The 22,212-nt window shown below is 67.6% G+C and carries 20 protein-coding genes; all 20 read left to right on the top strand.

The genetic code is table 11. The features are described 5' to 3' along the window. The first annotated feature begins 11 nt into the window (after positions 1–11). On the top strand, positions 12–482 hold the full coding sequence (locus P7F68_RS00745; RefSeq protein ID WP_277829847.1) for a hypothetical protein: 471 nt from the start codon (positions 12–14) through the stop codon (positions 480–482). Beyond that, positions 463–2,112, top strand: a complete 1,650-nt coding sequence (gene terL / locus P7F68_RS00740; protein WP_277829845.1) for a phage terminase large subunit — start codon at positions 463–465, stop codon at positions 2,110–2,112. Before P7F68_RS00745 ends, terL begins: the two co-directional genes overlap by 20 nt. Further along, positions 2,112–2,414 carry a hypothetical protein gene (locus P7F68_RS00735; RefSeq protein WP_277829843.1) on the top strand — a complete coding sequence of 101 codons (303 nt, stop codon included), beginning with the start codon at positions 2,112–2,114 and terminating at the stop codon, positions 2,412–2,414. The genes terL and P7F68_RS00735 overlap by 1 nt, the downstream gene beginning before the upstream one ends. Next, complete coding sequence (locus tag P7F68_RS00730; RefSeq protein ID WP_277829841.1) at positions 2,411–4,045, top strand: DUF935 domain-containing protein; 1,635 nt, start codon at positions 2,411–2,413, stop codon at positions 4,043–4,045. Before P7F68_RS00735 ends, P7F68_RS00730 begins: the two co-directional genes overlap by 4 nt. After that, a complete protein-coding gene (locus tag P7F68_RS00725; protein WP_277829839.1) occupies positions 4,045–5,301 on the top strand; it encodes a phage head morphogenesis protein in 1,257 nt (418 codons plus the stop codon). Before P7F68_RS00730 ends, P7F68_RS00725 begins: the two co-directional genes overlap by 1 nt. Before the next feature lie 104 nt (positions 5,302–5,405). After that, entirely contained in the window at positions 5,406–5,954 is a 549-nt protein-coding gene (locus P7F68_RS00720) for a phage virion morphogenesis protein (RefSeq protein ID WP_277829836.1), read from the top strand. Between the two features lie 346 nt (positions 5,955–6,300). Beyond that, positions 6,301–7,338 (top strand): phage protease, encoded by a 1,038-nt coding sequence (locus tag P7F68_RS00715; RefSeq protein WP_277829835.1) that lies wholly within the window; start codon positions 6,301–6,303, stop codon positions 7,336–7,338. 1 nt (position 7,339) lies between these two features. Further along, entirely contained in the window at positions 7,340–7,750 is a 411-nt protein-coding gene (locus P7F68_RS00710; RefSeq protein ID WP_277829833.1) for a hypothetical protein, read from the top strand. A gap of 25 nt (positions 7,751–7,775) precedes the next feature. Beyond that, positions 7,776–8,795: a Mu-like prophage major head subunit gpT family protein gene (locus tag P7F68_RS00705; protein WP_002928422.1), complete on the top strand. Its 1,020-nt coding sequence runs from the start codon at positions 7,776–7,778 to the stop codon at positions 8,793–8,795. A gap of 5 nt (positions 8,796–8,800) precedes the next feature. Next, the gene (locus tag P7F68_RS00700) at positions 8,801–9,178 is read left to right on the top strand and encodes an HI1506-related protein (protein ID WP_157354518.1); all 378 of its coding nucleotides are present in this window, start codon (positions 8,801–8,803) and stop codon (positions 9,176–9,178) included. A gap of 5 nt (positions 9,179–9,183) precedes the next feature. Further along, entirely contained in the window at positions 9,184–9,606 is a 423-nt protein-coding gene (locus tag P7F68_RS00695; protein ID WP_277829824.1) for a gp436 family protein, read from the top strand. Then, positions 9,603–10,088 carry a phage tail terminator protein gene (locus P7F68_RS00690; protein ID WP_277829822.1) on the top strand — a complete coding sequence of 162 codons (486 nt, stop codon included), beginning with the start codon at positions 9,603–9,605 and terminating at the stop codon, positions 10,086–10,088. Before P7F68_RS00695 ends, P7F68_RS00690 begins: the two co-directional genes overlap by 4 nt. Further along, positions 10,079–10,264, top strand: a complete 186-nt coding sequence (locus P7F68_RS00685; RefSeq protein WP_277829821.1) for a DUF7210 family protein — start codon at positions 10,079–10,081, stop codon at positions 10,262–10,264. The genes P7F68_RS00690 and P7F68_RS00685 overlap by 10 nt, the downstream gene beginning before the upstream one ends. 3 nt (positions 10,265–10,267) lie before the next feature. Then, a complete protein-coding gene (locus P7F68_RS00680) occupies positions 10,268–11,065 on the top strand; it encodes a phage tail tube protein (RefSeq protein ID WP_002928431.1) in 798 nt (265 codons plus the stop codon). A 14-nt stretch (positions 11,066–11,079) separates the two neighbouring features. Then, positions 11,080–13,500, top strand: coding sequence for a hypothetical protein (locus P7F68_RS00675; RefSeq protein ID WP_277829819.1), 2,421 nt, complete (start codon positions 11,080–11,082; stop codon positions 13,498–13,500). Positions 13,501–13,533: 33 nt separating this feature from the next. After that, positions 13,534–14,502, top strand: a complete 969-nt coding sequence (locus P7F68_RS00670) for a tyrosine-type recombinase/integrase (RefSeq protein ID WP_277829816.1) — start codon at positions 13,534–13,536, stop codon at positions 14,500–14,502. 65 nt (positions 14,503–14,567) lie between these two features. Next, on the top strand, positions 14,568–18,110 hold the full coding sequence (locus tag P7F68_RS00665) for a tape measure protein (RefSeq protein WP_277829814.1): 3,543 nt from the start codon (positions 14,568–14,570) through the stop codon (positions 18,108–18,110). Beyond that, entirely contained in the window at positions 18,110–21,562 is a 3,453-nt protein-coding gene (locus P7F68_RS00660) for a hypothetical protein (protein WP_277829812.1), read from the top strand. The genes P7F68_RS00665 and P7F68_RS00660 overlap by 1 nt, the downstream gene beginning before the upstream one ends. Continuing rightward, positions 21,559–21,816: a hypothetical protein gene (locus P7F68_RS00655; RefSeq protein WP_277829810.1), complete on the top strand. Its 258-nt coding sequence runs from the start codon at positions 21,559–21,561 to the stop codon at positions 21,814–21,816. The genes P7F68_RS00660 and P7F68_RS00655 overlap by 4 nt, the downstream gene beginning before the upstream one ends. A 1-nt stretch (position 21,817) precedes the next feature. Continuing rightward, entirely contained in the window at positions 21,818–22,204 is a 387-nt protein-coding gene (locus P7F68_RS00650) for a hypothetical protein (RefSeq protein WP_277829808.1), read from the top strand. Positions 22,205–22,212 lie beyond the last annotated feature (8 nt).

Genomic DNA, 22,212 nt, shown 5'->3' with positions numbered 1-22,212 from the left:
AGGAGCGACATATGGAAACGAAGCAAGCAGGCTGGGAGCCGGAGCTGCTCGACTGGGTGGCGGCCTGCCAGTCCGCGTATCACATCGAAAATACTCCGGGTCATCGCTTCGGGAGCTTGCCCGGCGTGCTCGAGGCAAATCGTGCGGACATCGTTGAGTATGTTCGCGATTTGATTGCCTCTGCGGGAACCGAGACCAACGCAGCGCGCGACGTACTTGCGGAGCGCCGTCGGCAGATCGAGGTCGAGGGCTGGACGCCGGAGCATGACGATGAGCATGGCGCTGGCGAAATGGCAGCGGCTGCCGCGTGCTACGCGCTCAATGCTGCGGGATGCGGGTGCGAGGTCGCCCGAAATTGGCCTTGGGACGGATCGTGGTGGAAGCCGTCCACGGCGCGCCGCGACCTCGTGAAGGCCGCCGCGCTCATCCTCGCTGAGATCGAGCGCCTGGACCGCGCAGCCGATGACCACCAGCACCCGTAAATCCTTCCTCTCCGACCTGGCCAACCTGGCCGCATCGTTCCGCGCGCGGATCGAAGCCGAGGTGGCCGGCTTCGATCCGGACCCCGTCGAGTGCCAAAAGCGGCGCAAACGTGCGTGGGGAGACTTCGAGTTCTTTGTCGGCACCTATTTCCCGCACTACGTGCGCAGCCCGCACAAGAGCGCACTGCACCGCTACTTGTTCGAGCGCCTACTGACCATCGTCACCAGCGAACACAGCGAGACCGATGCGATCGCCGCGCCCCGCGGCGAGGCCAAGTCAACCTTGGTGTCGCAGCTCTTCGTGATCTGGTGCCTTGTCACGGGCCGCAAGCGCTACCCGGTGATCGTGATGGACAGCATCGACCAGGCGTACCCGATGCTGGAGGCGATAAAAGCGGAGCTGGAGTTCAATCCGCGCTTGGGCATGGACTATCCAGAGGCGACCGGCCAGGGGCGCGTGTGGCAGGCGGGCACCATCGTCACGGCCAACAATGCCAAGGTACAGGTCGCCGGCAGCGGGAAGAAGCTGCGCGGCCTGCGCCACGGCCCGTACCGGCCGGACCTGGCCGTGCTCGACGACATCGAAAACGACGAGCAGGTGCGCAACCCCGAGCAGCGCGACAAGCTGCAGAGCTGGCTGACCAAGACGGTGTTGCCCTTGGGGGGCGCCGGGGCCAAATTCGACGTTGTGTATATCGGCACCATCCTGCATTACGACTCGGTGCTCTCGCGCACGCTGGCTAACAAGATGTGGCGGACTGCGCGCTTCAAGGCCCTGATCGCGTGGCCGCACAACCTGCACTTGTGGGACGTGTGGGAAGCGCGACTGCGCAGCGAAGGCGAGGACGCGGCCGACGCCTGGTACCAGGCGCACAAGGCGGCAATGGAAGAAGGGGCGCAGGTGAGTTGGGCCGCCCGCCCTCTGCTGGCGCTGATGAAGATCCGCGCCCGCGACGGGCACGATACGTTTGATTCGGAATACCAGAACGACCCGGTCGCCGGCGACAACGCGCCATTTGCCAATGCCATCACGTGGTGGGTCGAGCTGCCCTCACCCCGGCTGATCACCTTTGGTGCTTGTGACCCGTCGCTCGGCAAACAGGGCGCCAGCCGCGACCCGTCGGCGCTGTTGGTGGGCGGGCTTGATCGTGCCACCGGCGTGCTGTACGTGCTCGAGGCGCAGATCAAGAAGCGCCTGCCCGACCGCATCATCGAAGACGTGATCGCACTGCAGCGGCAGTACCGATGCGCCTTGTGGGTGGTGGAGACGGTGCAGTTCCAGGAGTTCTTGCGGACCGAGCTGGTCAAGCGCAGCGCGGCCGCCGGCTGCCCGGTGCCGGCGCGTGGTGTGAAGCCCACTGCCGACAAGCTGCTGCGCATCGAGAGCTTGCAGCCGCATGTGGCCAATGGGCTGATACAGCTACACCCCAGCCAGACCACGCTCGTCGACCAGCTGCGCCACTTCCCGAAAGCGGACCACGATGACGGCCCGGATGCATTGCAGATGTTGTGGATGGCTGCGACCACGATGGGCGGCGGTGTAGAGGGTTTCCAGAGCCTGGGGCGGCACGGCAGGCGCGACGACGCTTATGACGATATCGGCGGGTATGACTCGCGGAGGATGTTTTGATGGAGCGTACCGAGCGCATCTCCGTCTCCTGGACCTGGGGCATTCGTTGCAACTCGCCGCGGGGCTGGCGGCAGCAAGCCGGCCAGGCGTTGTTGCGCCTGGTCGGCTGGATCGATGGCCGCTGGCTCCTGGCCGTCGATATCAGCGCCAAGCCTGCGCTGCCCAATAGGGAGATCTCCCAGTGCTTGAGGGCAGGACTTGAGCATGCCAGCAGGCTGGTCGGTGATAGCGCCCGCAACGCATGTTTCGAAGAGGCACTGCGCCAAGCGCGCCCGGATCTGTACGAACAGGACACCCCATGAGAATCATCGACGCCCACGGCAACCCCTTCAAGGCCGGCGAGCTGCGCGAGCCGCAGACGAGCCGCATTGCGGTGCTGCAGCACCAGATGATCGAGTCGCAGCTCGACGGGCTGACGCCTGCGCGGGCAGCTCGGATCCTGCGCGACGCGGACCAGGGCAACCTGACCGCCCAGGCGCAGCTGTTTGACGACATGCTCGATCGCGACGCCCATTGCCGCGCGGAATACGACAAGCGCCGCAGCGCCCCGGTGGCGCTGGACTGGAGCATCGAGCCGCCGACCAACGCCAGCGCCGCGGAGAAGGCCGCTGCGGCCTACGCCGAGGAGGTGCTGCGCGATACGGTCGATGACCTTGAGGACGTGATCCTGGCGATGATGGACGCACCCGGCTACGGCTACGCTGGCATCGAGCTGGAGTGGGAGCGCGTGGGGCGCGACTGGGTGCCGAACTTCCATCCCCGCCCGCAGACCTGGCTGACCACCGACCTGCTGCGCCGCGAGCTGCGCCTGGTCGATGGTACGGGCGACGGTGCGCCGCTGCAGCCCGGCGGCTGGATCCTGCACACCCCGGCCAAGACCAAGACGGGCTATGTCGGGCGCGCGGGGCTGTTCCGCGCCTGCCTGTGGCCCTTCCTCTACAAGAGCTACGCGGTGGGCGACTTTGCGGAGTTCCTCGAGACCTACGGGTTACCCATCATTCTGGGTAAATACATGGCGGGGGCGACCCCGGAGGAGAAGGCCAGCCTGCTGCGCGCGGTCGCGGCGTTGGGGCACGATGCGCGCGCGATCATGCCCGAGGGCATGAGCCTGGAGATCCAGAAGGTGACGGGCGGTGGCGAGGGCAGCCACCACCTGGCGATGGTCGACTGGGCCGACCGCGCCCAGTCCAAGGCCATCCTCGGGCAGACCACCAGTAGCGAGGCAAAGGCCACCGGCATGGGCAGCGGCATTGCGACGCTGCATGGCGAGGTGCGCCACGACATTCTGCGCAGCGACGCCCGCCAGGTGGCGGGCACGCTGACGCGCGACCTGGTGTACACGCTGGTCGCGCTCAACCGCCCTGGCGTGGACAACTACCGCCGCTGCCCGCGCTGGGTGTTTGACCTGGGCGAATCCGAAGACCTGGCGCAGTACGCCGAGGCGCTGCCCAAGCTTGTGGGGGTGGGCTTCAAGATCCCGCGCGCATGGGCGCACGGCAAGCTGCGCATCCCCGAGCCTGACGCCAAGGAAGATGTGCTGGCGGTGTCGCGCCCGGATATGGTGGCCCCGCCGGCGATGCGCCCGGCGGCGCTGCGGGCGGGTGCGCGCTGGCGGGCGGCGGCTGTGGCCGCGCTCAGTGCAAAAGGGGGTGCGGTGGCCGACACCGACCCCGCGGACCAGGTTGCGCCACGGCTGGCGGCCGCGGCGCAGGCGCAGGTAGACGCCTGGGTGGCCAGCGCAGAGCAGTTGCTGGCAGACAACCCGGGCTTGGGGCCTGTCGAGATCCAGCAGCGCCTGCTGGCACTCTATGGCGACCTGCCCACCGAACAGCTCGTCGAGCTCATGGCGCAGGGCTATGCGCTGGCCCAGCTCGTGGGCATGGACGATGTGAACGCAGATGAGCTCGACCCCGACGCGGATGGGGCGCGCTGATGCCACGCTCGAGCGCCCTCGAAGGGGTGATCCACCTGCCGTTTGCAGAGCAGATTGCGCACTTCCGGCGCAAGCTGAACGTGCCCACCGAGCGCTGGGACGACCTCTGGCAGGCGGCGCATGACCGCGCGTTTGTCGTCGCGGGCGCGGCCAAGGCCGACCTGCTGGAGGACTTGCGCGGGGCGGTGGACAAGGCGGTCAGCCAGGGCACGACCCTGGCCGAGTTCCGCCGCGACTTCCGCGCGATCGTGCAGCGGCAGGGCTGGACCGGGTGGACGGGCGAGGGCAGCGCGCGGGGCGAGGCGTGGCGCACGCGCACCATCTACGAGACCAACCTGCGCACCAGCTACGCGGCCGGGCGCTACGCCCAGCTGACCGACCCCGAGCTGCTGGCGCGCCGGCCGTACTGGCGCTACGTGCATTCGGACACCGTGCTGCGCCCACGGCCGCTGCACAAGCGATGGGGGGATATGCGGCTCACGTTGAGGCACGACCACCCGTTCTGGGCAACGCACTTTCCGCCCAATGGCTGGGGGTGCCGATGCCGCGTGGTGGCGGTGCGCGCGCCGGCCGAGGGCGACGCCACGGAGCCGCCGGCAGGCTGGGATGCGATCAGCGAGGCCACGGGTGCGCCCGCCGGCATCGACCGCGGGTGGGGCTATGCCCCGGGCGCCAATGCGGCAACCCCGCTGCTGGACCTGGTGGAGCAGAAGCTGCTGAACCTGGACGCGCCGATTGGCGCACAGATGTGGCAGCACCTGCGCCCGGCTGTGCAGGTGGAGCAGCGGCTGGCGCTGGCCGACCTGGTCGACCGCGTGGCCGGCAGCCTGCGCGCCGGTGGCCGCGCGGCGCTGGTAACGGTGGTTGCGCCAGCAACAGTCGCGGCGCTGGCCAGGCTGGGGCATGGGCTGGAGACGGCCGACGTGTGGCTGCGCGACGAAGAGCTGCTGCACGCGCTGCGCGACACCAAGGCGGCGCGCGCAGCCGCGCTGCCCGTGCAGACCTGGCGCGACCTGCCGCGCCTGCTGGAGACGGCCACGCCCTACTGGGACACCGCGGACCCGGCGCTGGTCTACGCCTTTGATGCCGGCGGTGGGCAGGGCAAAGTGCTGGTGCGCGTCAACTACCGCGACAAGCTGCGCGTAGGCGACAAGCGCACGCGGGTGACTTCGAACTTCGTGCGAACGGGGGGGGTTGTGGATGCCGCAAACCTGCAGGATGGCTCGCAATACCTGAAGCTGCCAAAGGGGGAATGAGGCGGCGCCGGATTCGAACCGGATCATAGGTGCAGCGGACTGCCTCTAACCATTCCCATTGGAAACAACCGCCTCATGCGCACAGTATAGACCGGAGCCTGATCATGGCCAGCGACAAGATCACCATCGAATACACCGGCGCCGACGTGGTCGAGCGCCTGCGCCGCCTGGCCGATGGCCTGGGCCCGGCAGGCTTGCGTCCAGCCTTGCGCGAGATCGGCGAGGATCTGGCCGAGTCCACCAAGCGGCGCTTCGCCACCAGCACCGCGCCCGACGGCAGCCGCTGGGCGCCCAACGCGCAGGCAACCTACCTGGGCATGCTGGGGCGCGCGGACAGCCGCAGCGACGGCCGGCTCAACGCACACGGCAGCGCGCGGGTGATGGCCAAGCGGCCGCTGGTGGCCAGCGGCATGATGGGCGATCAGATCCTGTACCAGCTCATCGAGGGCGGCGTCGAGATCGGCAGCAACCTCGTGTATGCGGGCACCCACCAGTTCGGCGCCCGGCAAGGGGCGTTTGGCCGCACGTCGCGCGGGGCGCCAGTCCCCTGGGGCGACATCCCTGCCCGCCCTTTCCTCGGGCTGTCTGCCGATGATGAGGCCGCCGTGCTGGACATCCTGGACGACCACTTGGCTGGGTTGCTTGGGGGCTGACCCGGCCGGCGCGTTTACAGCCCCGTAGCGCCGCCGATGGGGTGCGGTGGGGTGCTGGTATGGGTGCGGAGGCGATCGGGGCGAGTAACGGGGTGGTAACGGGGTTTGCGACGATGTGTCGCGCGCGCCCGCAGTTGCGCCCGCCTCTTCGCGCCCCTTCCCGCCCCTTCCCGCGTGGCACCCTGCCGTTGCCACCGGCCCCTGGCGCGCGCTGGTGCAGCCCCGCACCCTGATCTGATGCCCGCAGCCGCCCATCATGGGCGGCATGTCACACGCCTGCCCGCCCCGCCCTGTTGCCTCGCCCGCCATTGCTGCATGCGCCCTGCGCGTGCGGCCAGGGCAGCGCATGGTTCGCGTCATGCCGGCGGGCGAGTTCAGCGCGCCGCGTGGCGCATTCAAGGGGTCGGGCCCCTGGCGGCTGACGCCCGAGGCGGCCGCCAGCATCATCGCGATCAACCGCAGCCGGTCGGCGGACATTCTCGTCGACTTCGAACACCAGGCGCTGCTGACCGAGAGTAACGGCAAGCCTGTGCCGGCGGCGGGCTGGGTCGATCCGCGCTCGCTCGAGTGGCGCGGCGAGGGTGATGAGCCGGGCCTTTACGGCGCGGTGACCTGGGTGGGCGACGTGCCCGAGATGATCGAGGCGGACCGGTACCGCTATCTCTCCCCGGTGTTCCCGTATGACACCGACGGCGCGCCGCTGGATCTGCTGCACATCGCCCTGACGAATTTCCCCGGGATCGACGAGCCGCTCTATGCGGCGCTCTCGGCGCGTTATCGCGTTCATGCCAGCGGAGGGGCCGCTGCCTCCGCACACCCACACCAGGAGGATTCCCAGATGGAGCTGCTCAAGAAGCTGCTCGTCGCCCTCGGCTTGCCCGAGGCGACGAGCGAGGCCGACGCGCTGGCCGGCGTGGCCGCGCTGAAAACCAAGGCCGACGGCGCGCAAGCCGAGCTTGCCGCACTCAAGACACAGGTGGACGGCGCCACGGCCGAAGTGGCCGCGCTGAAGGCGGGCGGCGGCACGCCCGACCCGGCCAAGTACGTCCCCATCGCAACCTTCCAGGCCGAGCGCGACGAGCGACTGCGCCTGGCGGCGCTCTCCGGGCAATCCGAGGTCAAGGGGCTCGTCGAGGCTGCCATCGCCGACGGCCGCCTGCTGGAGGCGCAGCGCGCCTACGCCGAGGACCTGGGGCAGGTCGATCTGGCCGCGCTCAAGGGGCTGATCGATAGCGCCGCGCCGCTGGCGGCACTCAAGGGCATGCAGAGCCAGGGCCGCGAGCCTGGGGCGCGCCAGGACGCGGCCTCCGATGCGCAGCTGGCGGTGTGCAAGGCGCTCGGCCTGTCTGCCGACGAGTTCAACAAAGCCAAGCTGGGAGCCTGACATGGCCGCACTGACTTCCCCCCGCAATACCGTGCAACGCGTGGGCGACGTGCTCGCCTTCCCGGTGAAGGCGGCGACAACGATCCATCAGGGCGGCCTGGTGGTGCTCGATGCCGGCCATGCCGCCCCAGGGCGCGTGGCGACCGGGCTGGTGGCCGTGGGCCGCGCCGAGCACAGCGCGACGGCGGTGGCCGCAGGCGATGCGCTCGTCGAGGTGCGCTGCGGCATCTTCAAGTTTGCCAACAGCGCAGCGGCCGACCTGGTGGCGCAGGCCGACGTGGGGGCCGACTGCTATGTGGTCGATGACCAGACCGTGGCCCGGACGAGCGCCACCAACACCCGTTCGCGCGCCGGCATCGTTGTCGCCGTCGAGCCCGATGGGGTGTGGGTGCAGATCGGCCTGGGCCTGTAACGCTTCACCTACCGGAGTTACCGCTATGAAATCGAGTATCAAGCTGGCCTATGTGTGGGCCTTTGCGCTGGCCGCGATTGGCGTGGGCTTTGCCTGCGGCTTGTCGCCGAGTCCGAGCGAAGGGGTTGCGTTGCTGGGGTTCGGTGGCCTGATCGTGAGCAACGCCACGCTGACCGCGCTCGCCCAGGGCTTCAATGCGGCTTTCCGTCGCGGATTCGAGGGGGTGGCATCGACCTACCAGCAGGTGGCGATGGTGGTGCCGAGTACGTCGGACGCCGAGAACTACGGCTGGCTGAAGGACTTGCCGGGCGTGCGCGAGTGGATTGGTCAGCGCCAGTACAACAACCTGGAGGCCACCGTTGCGCAGCTCAAGAACCGCAAGTGGGAGCACACGATTGCGGTCAAGCGCGACAACGTCGAAGACGACAAGCTGGGGATGTACACCAACTTGTTCGCAATCCAGGGCGAGATCGTGGCGCGCCACCCGGATGACCTGGTGTGGGGGCTGCTGGCGCAGGGCTTCAATACCAAGGGCTTCGATGGCCAGTACTTCTTCGACACCGACCACCTGAGCCACAGCCGCGCCGGCGTGGAGACGAGTTGGAGCAACACCGGTGGCGGCACGGGGGCACCGTGGTTCCTCATGGACCTGTCGCGAGCGTACATGAAGCCGCTGATCTTCCAAGAGCGCAGGAAGCCGCAGTTCGTGAGTCGCACGCGCCCGGATGACCCGCGCGTGTTCGACATGGACGAGTTCGTGTATGGCGCCGATGCGCGTTACAACGCGGGCTTTGGCTTCCATCAGCTGGCCTACGGCAGCCGCCAGGCCCTCGACGCCGACACCTACGATGCGGCCCGCCAGCGCTTGGCTGGGCAGTTCCGCCCCGATGGCAGCCCGCTGGGCGTGCGCGGCACCCACCTGGTGGTGGGGGCCAGCAACGAGGCCGCGGCGCGCGAGCTGCTCGAGGCTGAGCGCAATGTGGCCGGTGCGAGCAACATCTGGCGCGGCTCGGCGCAGTTGATCGTGAGCCCGTGGCTGGAGTGATGGTGATGACGGCCAGTCCGAAAGGCAAGGGGCAAGCGAAGCCCCCCGCAGCCGGGGGCGGTCGCCCCGGCACCACAGGCCCCGATGGCGCGGCCGACGAGCCCGCCCGTGAGGCGCTGGCGCGCGCTGCGGAGGCCGTTGTGCAGCCGGGCGAAGATGCGGGCGAGCTCTATCAGGCGACGCTGGAGGCGGCCGAGCCCGTGGTGACGCACCTGCGGGTGCGCGCACTGCAGGACGGGTTTCGGCGCTGCGGGCGGGCGTGGCCGGCAGCGGGCGTGGAGGTGAGTGTTGATGAGTTCGACCACGCCGAGCTGATGCGCCTGATGGCGGACCCCGAGCTGGTGGTGGAGTCGGTGTGCCGACCGCTGCCCGAGATCGAGTAATCGCCATGCCCTACGCCACGCTGCAGGACATGATCGACCGCTTTGGCGAGCGCGAGCTCGGCCAGATTGCACAGGGCGTTGCGCTCGAGGTGATCGACGCCGACCGTGTCGAGCGGGCGCTGGCCGACGCGAGTGCGGAGATCGACGGCTACGTCGGTACGCGCTACCCGCTGCCCTTGGCGCCAGTGCCGGCGTTACTGACGCGGGCGGCGTGCGATGTGGCGCGTTACCGGCTGTACGACGACGCCGCGCCGGAGGAGGTGCGCCGGCGCTACGAGGATGTGGCGCGCATGCTGCGCCACATCGCCGAGGGCACGGTGAGCCTGGGCGAGCGCCCGGGTACGCCGACCGTGCCGCAGGTGGTGCAGATGGTCGAGCGCAGCGGCAACGCGGTGTTCCGCCGGCGCACGGATGGGGGGCTGCGATGAGCGGCACGCCGTGCGATACGCCGCAGCGCCCGACCTTCCTGGGGCTGGAGCCGCTGATCGTGGCACGCCTCGAGGCGACGGTGCGCAGCGCCCTGCAGGTGCCGGTGCTGAGCACGGCTGACATTGCCGGGGCCACCGAGGCGAGTCTGCCCAAGCCGAGCGTGCGCGTTGCCTACGGCGGGCACCAGGTCGTACAGGCCGGTGCGCAGCTGCCGGCAGGCTGGGCGCTGATCGAACAGACCTGGATCGTGGTGCCCGCCGTGCGCAATGTGCGCGACATCCGCGCCGGCGCGGCGCCGCGGGCAGACGCCAGCCCGTTGTGCGACGCGGTGCTCGATGCGCTGGACGGCTGGGCGCCGGGCTGCGGCTACGGCCCCTTGAAGAGTGTGACCCCCGGGCTACGCCCGGCAACCCTGGACGGCTGCACCTATGTGCCGCTGGCCTTTACGTCCCGATTCCGGAGGACTACGCAATGCACGTGAAACTGTTGCGCCCCCATACCCATGCCGGCCGTGAGTACCCGGCCGGCGCGGAGCTCAAGACGCTGCGCCCTGCCCAGGCCGAATGGCTGGTGGCGGTCGGTGCGGCCGAGCCGGCCAGCCCCGAGCCGGCCCCCATCCCCCACACTGAGCCGGCCAAGGCCGGCAAGAAGGAGTAAGCCATGGCGATGACGCCCGGAACCCCGATGATCTGGACCGGCCAAGGCCCGGTGCAGATTGGCACGTTCGACCTGGTGCGCGGCCGCCCCGACCAGGCCTACCTGGTGGATGTCTATCGTGTGGGCTGCGGCAACAGCTCGCTGACGACAAACGTGACACGCGAGACGCGAGACCTGCGCGAGACGTGCAGCGGCCAACGCATGACGCTCAAGCAGTTCGAGACCGGCAAGCAGATGGCCGTGTCGCTGTCGATGTTCCAGTTCAGCGGCCGCAGCCTGGCGGCGGCGCTGTTCGGCGAGGCGCTGGTGAAAGCGCCGGGTACGGTGACGGGCGAGGTGTTGCCCCAACTGGCCGCGGGCGACTACTTCAACCTGCGCTACCCCAAGGCGAGCAGCATCGTGATCAGTGATGGGGCCGATCCGACACCGGCCACGTATGTGGAAGGCACCCACTACGCGGTGGAGGATGCGGCACACGCGCGCCTGCGCCTGCTGGCCCACCCGGCTGGCCATGTCGAGCCCCTGGCGGTGGATTACGCGTACGGCGAGTCGGTGAACATCCGGGCCTTCAGTAAGACGAACGTTGAACGCGGGCTGATCTTCAACGGGGTGAACCAGGACGGGCAGCGCGCACGCCTGATCATCCCGCGTACCTCGCTGGCGCTGGACGGCGACTTCGGTTGGATCGCTGAGGAAGAGGCCACGCTGACCTTGTCGGGGCAGGCGCTGTTCGTGTCCGAGCTCGAGAGCGACGACGACTATGGCGGCTTCGCGCGTGTGACGCTGTTCGATAACGCTTGACGCTGGAGAGCGAGATGAAGGTCAGTGACTTCTTTGCGCGCCGCTTCGCCGATTCGATCGGCCTGCTGCGGCGCGAGCGGCGGGCGGGTGGGCGTGACGTGTTCGTCGCCGACGGCGAGGAACTGGACCTCGTGACGGCGGTGAGGGGGCCGGGTGGGGGGGTTGAATTCCCCGGCCTCTCCCAGCTCACTTCTGCCGTGCGTAATGCTGTGCAGTACATCGTGGATCAGGCGGACATTGATGCACGCCCCCCGCGGCTATTTCCGGTCGACTCGGTGCCGTATCGGCTGTTTTGCGAGGTCGGCGGAGTCGCGTATGGGCACGGCATTAACAACAGAGTTCTGGTCACTGTAGATACAGAGTCGATGGCAGTGACGACGGGGCACGAATTCCCGACAGGCACGTCGATTATGTCTGTTTTTCCGGGATTCGGGTGCGCGCTGATAGTGCTCGACAAAAACAACGACCAGACGCGGACAATCTGGCGGACAACGGATGGAGGTGCGACGGTCACGCTAGTCCACGAGCTGGGGCGCGACCCGAACGGGTCGCAGACGCACCGCCCCATGGTTGGTCTGCTGACAAATGGCATGGATCGTGGATACGTCAACAATAAGCCTGCGCTGGTATTTGCAACGTACAGCACTGCTGTAGTTAATGGTGCGGCTACGGACGGATCAATTGGAGACGCGGTATATATCGCGTACTCGATTGATGATGGTCAGACGTGGCAGCGGCTAAACACCTGGAACTGGAATTTCGAGTCAGGGGAGGGGCTGCACACAATCCGGCATTTCCACGCTGCGCGCTGGGACAAATGGCGACAGTGCTGGTGGTTCGCGGCGGGCGATACCGACGCGGAGTCGGCCGTTATCCGTTGGGACGGCAAATCAGCCGGCCCCGGAAACGTGACGCCAGCGCAGATTGCCAGCGGCGCATACACTGGATGGGACTGCCGGACTGGATCGCAGCGATGGCGGGCAGTCGATATCATGGTAACTGAGGACTGGATCGAGACATTTACCGATAATGCCTCGGAGGTAACAGGTGGGATCTGGCGTATCCGACCCGATTTCCGGGACGACCATCGAGTCGACAACTCTGTGCTCGGATCGGGGCACGACGGCTGGTCATCTCTGCTGCATTCGTCTGGCGTGCATCTCTGGTGCGACAACGCACGCGGGACGGCAATTGGGCCGTCTCAGCGTTACATGGATATCTATGCTAGCCGCAACGGCAATCGATACTGGCCCATTGCTCGCACAGCGCTCGCGGAAGAGTTGAACGTCTCGAAGGTTGTTCGGGGCTTTTTTGAGGACCGGCGCGGACGCGTATGGTGGTCAGTGTCTGGTGAGGCCGGAAAGGGTGTTGTCTCCACGACATTGCTCACGCTGGAGGGGAGATTCATCGATGACCGACCGGACTGCGTTGCCCCCGCATATTTTGTTGATCCGGTTAACGGCTCTGACAGCGCAGACGGATGGGGGCGCGCAACAGCATGGAAAACGCTACGCAACTCTATTATAGGAAACAAAGTCACACACGGGGCTCGGGTGGTTTTGCTGAGCAACACAACAGAGCCGGCGCTGAATGAGACGACATATTCCGCAAACGCCAGAGCTGCACATGACACGGCACGACCTGTGCAGATCAGTGGGCCACGCGCGGCGCGAGATAGTGCTCGACTGATTGTCAGCAATTCGGCGCCGGGTGGATGGCGTGGAGCATCAAATCAGGCGTGGAATATCGAATTTACACATATGTGGTTAGACGTTGATGCCGGCGCACAATACATACTGCACGACCAATCAACTGCAACATCAGGACGCCCGAAATGGACTTTGCGTGACTGCATTATCGGCAACACGGTTGATGGTTCAATTCGCTCAATCTACGTCCGAAACTCTGACGTGTTCGCGCATCGAACGCTGTTTCTTAACCCGATTAGTTCGACGCGGGCGAGCGTGCAGCCAAATTCGACAGGCACGTTCGACGGGCGCGCATGTGTATTCAGAGGAGGTCGAATCAATGCCGAGAACGGCGGCGTGATCAAGCTGAGGCACTGCGATATGACAGACTATTCGATCGCCGGCGTAATGTTAGCGGCTAACGTGACCGCCGCACCGGAGATACTGCAATGCGTTTTTGCTGGGTCTGGGGCTGCGGTGCCTGTCCTCAACTACAGCACATCTGTGACACTCACCCCGGATATGGTCGGTAACAACTATTTCGGTCGCCCGAGTGGACCGGAAGTTCCGGCGCAGGCGATGAATGTTTCTGATGCCCTGGCTCGAAACCCGGACACGTTAGAGCCGTTTTCGTGGTCCCGGCTGGTTGCTGCGGGGGTAAATGTCGGGGTGTCGTGGGACTACTACGGCAACCCGTTCCGAGCGCGTCCCGCAATCGGCGCGGTCGAGATTCCGCCGACGTTCTAACCCCCCTCGCGCAGGCCACCCCGGCGCTCTGCTATGTCATTCATTTCCGCTACCCTAGGCCGCCTCGTTCCTCGCTTCAGGACGGTGGCCGAGTGGGCGGAGGTCTACAGCAAGGTCGTCGCGGCGAAGCCGATCCAGCTCAAGACGAAACAGAACCGCCACAGTTACATCAAGCGCATCGTCGGCGAGTTGGGCGATCGCAGGGTCGGTGCGGTGCGGCCGCACGAGATCGCGGCGTTCATCGGTAGTGTGGCAGCAGATCATCCGCACCTGGCTCGCCGAATGTTGATTGAGACCCGGGATATGTTCCGCGAGGCGGTCAATTACGGCTGGCTGGATCGTGACCCGACTATGGGTATACGCACACCGCGAGTTCGCGTGGCGCGTATGCGACTGACGTTCGAGCAGTGGTCTGCAATACACGCGTGGGCAGAGCGGCATAGCCCGCCGTGGGTTTCGCGGATGCTAGTGCTGGCGCTCGTGACGGGGCAGCGGCGTGCGGACCTGCGATCCATGCGGTTCGGAGACGTGTGGCCCGAGCTGGTCGACGGGGTTGCGGTGCCGTGCCTTCACATAGAGCAGCAAAAGACCGGAACGCGGGTGGCGATCCCAACAGGTCTTCGTCTGGAGGCGTTGGGGATGACGGTGGCGGACGCGGTGGAGCAGTGCCGCGATTACGCGCCGCGAGAAGGTGGTAGCGACGGCTGGCTTTTGCGTAAAACAACCGGTGTGCCGCCGGTGGGTGCGAGCATGAGTTGGCGGTTCGAGCAGGCGCGCGAGGGCGCGCTGGCTACGGCCGATGCGGATCCGCCGAGCCTTCACGAGTGCCGCAGCCTTGCGGCGCGCATGTACGACGCGCAGGGGGTGCGTGATGTGCAGACGCTGCTGGGGCATAGCCACGCATCAATGACAGAGTTGTACAAGGACGATCGCGGGCTCGATCGTCGCCAGGGCCGATGGAAGGTCGTTTCCATGGGCCAGCCCTTCTCAAGCGCCCCCTAAGCCCCAAAAGCGGGTGCGGCATCGCACCCTGATCCCCCCGCCCCGCCAGGCGCAGCATGGCGGGTATGGCAAACAAGCTGCGCACTTCCCTACATGTTGGTATCGAGGTCGATGACCGCCGGCCGCTGACTGACGCGGCCGATGCGGTAGAGGCCGTGTCGGAGGCTGCGCGCACGTCGGCGCCGGGGCTCGATGCGCTGGCCGAGGCGCAGCAGCGCGTGGCACATGAGAGCGAGGCGGCTCAGGCCGCGCTGGACAAGATCGAGCTCGATGCGCTGGCGGCCGATATCGACCGCGTAGGGTTGGATCGCTTTGCCGATGAACTCGAGCGCCTCGCGGCCGAAGGTGGCGCGATGGCGCCGCAGTTTGCCCAGGCAGCGCGCGAGCTGCGCGCCCTGCAGGCTGGCGCCGACGTGGGCGCGGCGGCCGTGGGGCGCATGGGGGGCGAGGCGCGCGATACTCAGAGCGAGCTCGGCGCACTCGGTAACGCGGCGGCCGACTTGCAGACCCGGCTGAGCGGTGTGGCCAAGGCGGTGGCCGGGGTGTTTGCCGTGGGCAAGCTGCAGGGCTATGCGCGTGATGCGATTGCGGTGGCCGATGCCTATGGGCAGATGGCCAGCCGCATCGAGATGGCCACGCGTTCCTCCGAAGAGTACGACCTGGTTCAGGCCCGCCTGCTGGCGACCGCGAGCGCAACATACCGGCCTCTGGCTGAGGCGCAGGAGTTGTACATCCGCACGGCGGATGCGCTGCGCAGCATGGGTTACGAGACCGAGCAGTCGCTCGACATTACCGATTCGTTCAGTTACTTGCTGGTGAATAACGCTGCGAGCGCCGATAAGGCTGCGGCGGCAGTGGATGCGTACAGCAAGAGCATCCAGCGCGGCAAGGTGGATGCGGATGCTTGGGCAACGATCATGGCGGCGATGCCCACCGTGGTGGATGCGATCGCGAAGGCAACAGGCCGCAGTGCCGCTGAGATCCGCGCGCTGGGCGTGACCGGCAAACTCGCTGTGCAGGAGCTGAACGAGGGCCTGCGCCAGACCGTTGAGGCGAACAAGGCGGTGGCAGACAGCATGCCGACGACGGTGGCCGATGCGCTGACGCGGCTGTCGACGGTGTGGGGCGCGTATATCGGCGAGGCCAATCGTGCCAGCGGCAGTACGCAGCGCGTGGTCGATTTGATCAATGCAGTGACTTACAACCTGGATGCGCTGGTGAGCACCGCCATGAAGGCGGGCAACGTGCTGGTGGCGGTGTTCGCTGCGCGCGCACTGCGGGCGGTGAAGGATTATGCCGCCGCGGCCGTGGCTGCGGCCAAGGCCGTGGATACGGCCGCGGCCGCGACGGTCGCGCACGGCAAGGCGGCGGCAACGGCGGCCGGCGCGGCGAATGCGCACGCGGCGGCCATGGGGCGCCAGGGGCTGGCTGCCGGGGCGCTGGGCAAGGTGTTGGGAGCGCTACGCTTCACGGGGCTGACGCTGGCGGTGTCGGTGGTGATCGAGTTGGCGTCGAAGCTGTTGTTCGCCAAGAGCGCGGCCGAGCAGGCCGCCGAGGCGGTCAAGCGCGTGGTGGACAAAGCCGACTTTTCGGATGCCGAAGGTATTGGCGCCTTTGTCGAGCAGCTCGAGGAGGTTGGCCGTGCGGCCGACGCCTCTGGCGAACAGGTCGAGCAGGCATTGTCGGCCCGTATCAAGACCTTGTCGGGTGAGCAGCTGGCCGCACTGCGCGATGGCCTGGTCGAGGCGTTCAGGGCGGGGGGTGAGCAGGCCGCGGCACTCGGCGTGGCGCTGGGTGCGGTGGATGCGCGCCTGGCCGATATCGCCGAACGCGCCAACTGGGGGCGTACCGTTGCAACCGATGCAGCGGCTGCGCGCTTCGAGCTTACAGCGCTGCAGCGGACGCTGCGCGATGTTGCGGGCGATGCTGCGGGTGTTGGCAAAGCGCTGGGCGAGGCGCTGACGAAGGCGGACTTTGGCAGCGCCGATGGGGTCCGCGCGATCCTGGCAGACCTGCAGCTGGTGCAGGATTCGGCGCTGGCGACGGGGGCTCAGATTGAGCAGGCGCTGGGCGACCGGCTTTCACAGCTTTCAGCCAAGGGGCTACGCGAACTGGCCTTGCAGGCCGAGGTGGCGCTGGGGCGGGTGCAGGCCGATGCGCAGGCGGTGGCCGTTGCGTTTGCGCAGGGGGAGGTGTCGGCCGACGAGCATGGCCATGCGCTGGCGCGCTTGGCGGCCGAAAGCGCGAACCTGGCGCGCATCAATGACCAGGTGCTCAATGCGTCGTTTGCGCGCCTGGGGGTGAATGCGGCACAGGCGATGGGGCGTGTCAGCCCGGCCGCGCAGGATGCCATCGATAGCGTAGAGAACATTGTGGCGGCGCTGACCGCTGCTGGGACGTCGGCGCAGCAGGCGGGCGAGGCGATTGCCGCGGCGCTGGATCAGGCGGTGGTGCGGGCCGATAGCGCGCAGGCGCTGGAGGTGCTGCGTGCCAAGGTGGAGGCGTGGGGCCGCGCGGGGACGCTGTCGGGCGCGCAGGTCGCCGCAGCACTAGACCAGATCAAGTCAAAGTCGGATGCACTGACGCCCGGTATCAACAGCGCAGCCGAGGCAATGAAGCGGCTGGGCGTGGTGTCGGACACTGAGTTGCGGCGCGCGGCCGACGCGGCGCGCGAGTCCTACGAGGCCGTGCGCGACATGGGCGGCAGCGTGCGAGAGCAGGCCGAGGCATTCCGGGTGTATGCAGAGGCGGCCATTGCGGCCAATGGCGGCGTTGCCACGGCGGCGTTGCAGGTGCAGGCGGCACAGCATGGGCTGCGTATCGAGGCCGATGAGGCGGGCAAGACGGTGGTGCGCAGCATGAAGGAGGCGGCCGAGGCGACTGCGAAGCTGCGCGAGCAGGCCGAGGGATCTGCAACGGCTATGAAGGGGGTGGCCGAGGCGGCCGAGGGGGTGTCGGTTTCGCTGGTGCAGGCTGCGCGTACGCACAACTCGTCGCTGGGGGCCGTTGCGGGTTCGTGGCTCGATGCTCGCATGGCTGCGAGCCGCTATGCCGATGAGGCGCGCCAGGCGGTGTTCGATGCAACGAAGTCGGTCGATGAGCTGCGCGCGGCCTTTGCGGGCTATGTGGCGCAGATGGACGCGCTCGATGCGCGCCAGCGTGCGCTCGATGGCGGGGCTCAGCGCGGGGTCGCGGATCTGCGGTTGCGCCTGCTGGAGCTGGAAGGCACTCAGGAGCAGGTTGCGCAGGCTCGCTATGTACGCGACAAGGAGGAGCGCGCGGCGCAGCTGGCACTGCTGGAGATCGAGATCGAGCGGGCACAGCTGCGCGGCGACGGTGCAGCGGCCGAGCAAGCGCGGGCGCGCGTGGCGGCACTGCATGAGGAGCTGCGCCTGCTGGGCCGGATCCATGAGGCGGAGCAGCGCCAGGTGTCTGCAGCGCGCGTGGCGCAGACAGGCGCCCCCTCGGGCACGCCTACTGCAGCGGCGGTGGGTGATGTGCATGTGCACATTGCGGGGGTGCTGGATGTGAATGATCCGGTCACGCTCGATGCGCTGACGCGGAAGATCCGGCCGGTGCTGGGCGAGCTGGCGCGCAGGGGGGCGTGATGCAGTCAAGTTCGGCCAGCCGCATTTTGTGCAACCGCGACAACCTGGCGCGGGAGGCGACGATTACGGCCTCGGCGCAGCGCGCGAGTGACGACATCCGGTTGGAGGCGCAGGCGCGCCGGGGCGGCGGGCGCATGGCGCTGTCCGGCCCGTACCTGGGGGCAGAGGATGGCGTGATCGACGTCGAGGTGCTGAGCGGTACCGGTGGCGAGCTGGTGGCGTCTATGCCGGTGGTGCGCGGGGTGGGTAGTGGCGCGCTGACGGTGGAGTCGGTGGATGTGACGGCGGTGCCCGATACTGTGACGTTCGCGTTGGTGGATAAGGGCACGCCGCCGGTGCCGGCGCAGCTTGAGTTCTACGGCGTGACGCTGGCCGCGCGTACGCCGGGCCTGGTGGGTAACGCGCTGTCTGTGACGGTGACGCGAAACGTGGTGGCGACGCCGACGTCGTACGCGACGCTGGAGCCGATCAGCGCGGGCACGCCGCAGCTTGAGGGGGCTCAGTGGGACTGGGCGCAACCGGCAGCGGTGGATGCGGGGATTCCGCCTGGGGCGTTGCGGGTGCAGTTCGAGGGGTTTCCGGTCGTGCACCGGGCGTGGAAGGTGTGGGATCAGGGGCGCTTTGTGTTCCGTCTGGATCCGGTTCCGCCATATGACATTCCAGCAAACACGAGGGTGCTGGCGGTAAGCGGCGACTACACGCTGACGCTGAGCGACGGCGTGCAGAGCGAGGTGTTTGCCGGGGTTGTGACGGTGTATGACTTCCTGGTGGCGGTCGATACGCGCAGTACGCTGGCGGAGGTGCGCGGGGTGGTTGCGCGCGATACGGCGCCAGGCGGGATGGCGGTAACGGAGATGCCGCTGCGCACCGATGCGCACCACCTGCCGCCGTCTGGGGGGCAGGTGGTGGTGCATGGCGTGTCGCCGTCCGCCCCGACAGAGAACCTGGTGCTGGAGTATCTGGGTGCTGCGGCACCTGGGCGGTGGCGGGTGTCGGGGTCGGTGAGCGGGGTGTTGCCGCAGGCGGCGACCGGGACGCTCTACGCCCATGGGCCCGTGTCATTCACTGTTCAGGCGCTGGCGTCGGCCAGTCTGGGGGCGCGAATCGATGCGCGCGCCCGCTTTGCGCCTCGCAGCGACGGCGAGGCGCTGCCCGCGGTTTGCTTCAAGCCCGTGATGCTGGGGGTGAGCGCCGTCGACAAGACGGTGACTTTTAAGTGGACGCGGCGACCGAAGTCGAATTGCCGCTGCGACAACTTGCCGGCGCTGCGCTTGCCGGCGCTGTGCCTGGGCTTGGAGCCTGATGGAGGTGGGATGATGCTGGAGCCGGAGTATCAGAGTCGGCTGCAGGGGCTGTACCAGTGGCGCGCTGCGTTTGCAGCAGCCAATACGTCGACGGGGCCTGATGCCGTTGCCGTGGTGCAGGACCTGGATATGGCCGACCAGGTGGTGGCGCTGTTTGCGCGGACCTTGGCAGAAGTGCATGGCGATACGGGTGCCCGCGATCTGTGGGACGCGTACCGTGTGACGATGCAGTCCGAGCTGGCGACGTTGCATGGCGTAGCGGGCTACCTGCCTGCACCGGAGGGGGCTGGCGACTCGACCGAACTCACGGCCTGGCGCGCGATCGTCGCTGCGGCGACGACTATCCAGGGTGGTGCGAAGGGCAGCGTGTACTACAACGCGGCCAACCAGCGCTACTACAGGCTAGAGCTGAGCCAGGTGGAGTTCTCACCGGCCGTGAGCGTGGGGTACCCGTGGGAACAGCCAACCGCCGGCCTGGTGCTGCCGTTCGGCTACTACTACGAGACGACGACCGGTGTCGTGCCTACAGAGTGGGAATCCAGAACCTTTGAGCCCTTCGCGGATGCGGGGTGGGCGACGTCGGCGTCGCACATGCTGGAGCGTGCTGTGCCGCTATCGGCTTCGCGCGGTGGTCAGTTGCGGGTGAGGCTGTGGTACACGGACCTGGGGGCGCCGCCGGCGGGCCTGACAGGCAGCACTGACGATGGGCCTCAGCATAACCTGAAGGTGGATTCGCCCGAACAGCTCGTGCGCCGTTACTCGGCGCAGATGGATCACGTCCTGACTGCGGCGGGCATCGTCCCAAAATCTGACGCCAGCAACAACACGGTAGCCGGGGACGGTTGCTGGCGCGACCCCGGCCACGATTTTTGGTGGGTCGATGAGTCCGGCGAGTATCTGCCGATCTTCAACAACACCCCGTACGTCTCCGCTGTCGTGCGCGATGGCGTCCCGGTGTCGACGCGCGAGTGGGGCGTGGGCGTGGTAACGCAGTGCGAACACCGCTTGCGTGAGGGCGATGAGATCACAATCAGAATCCGCGGGACCGGGCAGTCACTGCAGGCCGGTGACCGCATCGTGATCCCCGTTGTTGCGGCAGCGGCAGCTGCGTTCGGTGGCGGTGACGCCGGCGATGATACCCAGCGCTGGTCGGTGCGCAGTGCGGTGCTGGGCGTGTTGCCCGATTGGCTGAGATCGCCAGGCGACGGCGCGCCGCATTCGGCAGGGGCGCTGACCGTGCGCCTGGCAGATGGCGCGCTGCCGTGGGAGGTGGGTGACACGATTCGGGTGGAGCTCGAGGGCGGGTGCCTGCGCTGGCGGCGAGACGGGGGCACATGGGTCGAGGCCGACATCTTCGGGCCTGCGCTCGATCTGGGCGACGGCCTGCTGCTCGATGCGGCCCCCGGGGCGGCCCCTAGCTTTGCGGCCGGCGACTCCTGGCAGTTTCGGGCGCTGGCGACACACGGGGTGTCGCGGCTGCGTCAACCGCGAGTGGGGCGTGGCTTCGCGTGGTTGGGCGATACGGTGACGCTGGACCTGGACCTGGGCGCGTTGCATGACGTGGAGTGCGTCATGCTGGGGCTGCACACGCTGCCTGCCGGCGCGCGAGTGGATGTCTGGGACCCCGATGATCCGAGCTGGGAGGTGTTTCTCGATGCGCGCGAGGGGCCACTGCTGGCGATGCTGCCTGCCGGCACGCGGGTGCGCTACCTGAAGGTGCGGGTTACCCATGCAGGCGCGGGTGCGGCGATTGGCTGGCTGTTCGTCGGCCGCGGCTGGCGTCCCAGCGTGGGGGCCTCGGCGCTGACAATGCAGCGTCAGTATGGTCTGGCGCGCGGCCAGGGCCTGAACCCAGCGGCACTGTACCGCGGTCGTGGCACCGGCGGGCGGTGGCAGTGGGACATCGACCGCGGCGCAGCGCTGCTGGGCGCCAACGCCGATGAGCTTGTTGACCTGGTCGACTACGTGGCACGCAACGGCCTCGAGCCGGTATGTCTGGTGCCCGATGTGCGCGACCCAGGCCGTGCGGCCCTGGCCATTCTGGATGCCGATGAGCTGGCGTTGAGTGAGTTGAGCGAGTGGCAGGCCAGCGGTGTGGCGCAGGCAGTGGTGTCCGTAGATTTGCCCTTCCGCGCTGTGCTGTCGTGATCCTGTACATCCATGCAATTCCGCCATTGGTGCTCGAGGTGCTCGAGGCCGGTACCCAGCGGTCAACGCTGGGCGGTGAGGTGCCCACGATGAGCGTGAGCATCGATAACGCGCGCGGTGAGGCGGCTGCGCTGCTGAGCGTGCCGCCGCTGCGCGCGAGGGCAACCTTGGTGAGCGGCGGCACGACGGTTTTTTCGGGTCGGGTGCAGTCCGTTGCGCTGGCCGAGGTTGCTGTTTTGATTCTGGAGATTTGACATGAACGTCGATGCGTACCAATGGCTACCCGCTGCGCTAATTCCAGTGCAGACGGCGCTGCGCGACCGGATTGACCAGGGTGGCCTGCCTGGCCGCTTCAAGGTGTACGACGTGGACGACACCTTGCTTGCAACTCTGGCGCTGAGCCATCCGTGCGGCTCGCTCGACGCAGCGGGGGCACTGACGCTGACGCCGGGTGCGCCCGAGAGCAGTGCACCAGCGGGCGGTGCTGCGGCATACGCGGTCATGGAGGCGGGAGACTCAACGCCGCTGCTTTTGCTCCCGGTGGTTGAGGGCGCTACGCCGCTGCCCGGATACCTGGTGATCAGCTCGGCCAACATCGTCGCCGGTGGGACGGTGTCGATGGTGAGCGCGCAGGTCGGTTGAGCCGGCGG

This window comes from Thauera mechernichensis (genome assembly GCF_029588855.1).
In the GTDB taxonomy this organism is placed as follows: Bacteria; Pseudomonadota; Gammaproteobacteria; order Burkholderiales; family Rhodocyclaceae; genus Thauera; species Thauera mechernichensis.
Note: the sequence above shows the minus strand (reverse complement) of the source record. Positions and strands in the feature narration are given on the sequence as shown.

Bases quoted from the DNA above. Each gene is read 5' to 3' on its own strand.
- P7F68_RS00745 (WP_277829847.1), top strand. From the start codon at position 12: ATGGAAACGAAGCAAGCAGGCTGGGAGCCGGAGCTGCTCGACTGGGTG.
- terL (WP_277829845.1), top strand. From the start codon at position 463: ATGACCACCAGCACCCGTAAATCCTTCCTCTCCGACCTGGCCAACCTG.
- P7F68_RS00735 (WP_277829843.1), top strand. From the start codon at position 2,112: ATGGAGCGTACCGAGCGCATCTCCGTCTCCTGGACCTGGGGCATTCGT.
- P7F68_RS00730 (WP_277829841.1), top strand. From the start codon at position 2,411: ATGAGAATCATCGACGCCCACGGCAACCCCTTCAAGGCCGGCGAGCTG.
- P7F68_RS00725 (WP_277829839.1), top strand. From the start codon at position 4,045: ATGCCACGCTCGAGCGCCCTCGAAGGGGTGATCCACCTGCCGTTTGCA.
- P7F68_RS00720 (WP_277829836.1), top strand. From the start codon at position 5,406: ATGGCCAGCGACAAGATCACCATCGAATACACCGGCGCCGACGTGGTC.
- P7F68_RS00715 (WP_277829835.1), top strand. From the start codon at position 6,301: ATGGTTCGCGTCATGCCGGCGGGCGAGTTCAGCGCGCCGCGTGGCGCA.
- P7F68_RS00710 (WP_277829833.1), top strand. From the start codon at position 7,340: ATGGCCGCACTGACTTCCCCCCGCAATACCGTGCAACGCGTGGGCGAC.
- P7F68_RS00705 (WP_002928422.1), top strand. From the start codon at position 7,776: ATGAAATCGAGTATCAAGCTGGCCTATGTGTGGGCCTTTGCGCTGGCC.
- P7F68_RS00700 (WP_157354518.1), top strand. From the start codon at position 8,801: ATGACGGCCAGTCCGAAAGGCAAGGGGCAAGCGAAGCCCCCCGCAGCC.
- P7F68_RS00695 (WP_277829824.1), top strand. From the start codon at position 9,184: ATGCCCTACGCCACGCTGCAGGACATGATCGACCGCTTTGGCGAGCGC.
- P7F68_RS00690 (WP_277829822.1), top strand. From the start codon at position 9,603: ATGAGCGGCACGCCGTGCGATACGCCGCAGCGCCCGACCTTCCTGGGG.
- P7F68_RS00685 (WP_277829821.1), top strand. From the start codon at position 10,079: ATGCACGTGAAACTGTTGCGCCCCCATACCCATGCCGGCCGTGAGTAC.
- P7F68_RS00680 (WP_002928431.1), top strand. From the start codon at position 10,268: ATGGCGATGACGCCCGGAACCCCGATGATCTGGACCGGCCAAGGCCCG.
- P7F68_RS00675 (WP_277829819.1), top strand. From the start codon at position 11,080: ATGAAGGTCAGTGACTTCTTTGCGCGCCGCTTCGCCGATTCGATCGGC.
- P7F68_RS00670 (WP_277829816.1), top strand. From the start codon at position 13,534: ATGTCATTCATTTCCGCTACCCTAGGCCGCCTCGTTCCTCGCTTCAGG.
- P7F68_RS00665 (WP_277829814.1), top strand. From the start codon at position 14,568: ATGGCAAACAAGCTGCGCACTTCCCTACATGTTGGTATCGAGGTCGAT.
- P7F68_RS00660 (WP_277829812.1), top strand. From the start codon at position 18,110: ATGCAGTCAAGTTCGGCCAGCCGCATTTTGTGCAACCGCGACAACCTG.
- P7F68_RS00650 (WP_277829808.1), top strand. From the start codon at position 21,818: ATGAACGTCGATGCGTACCAATGGCTACCCGCTGCGCTAATTCCAGTG.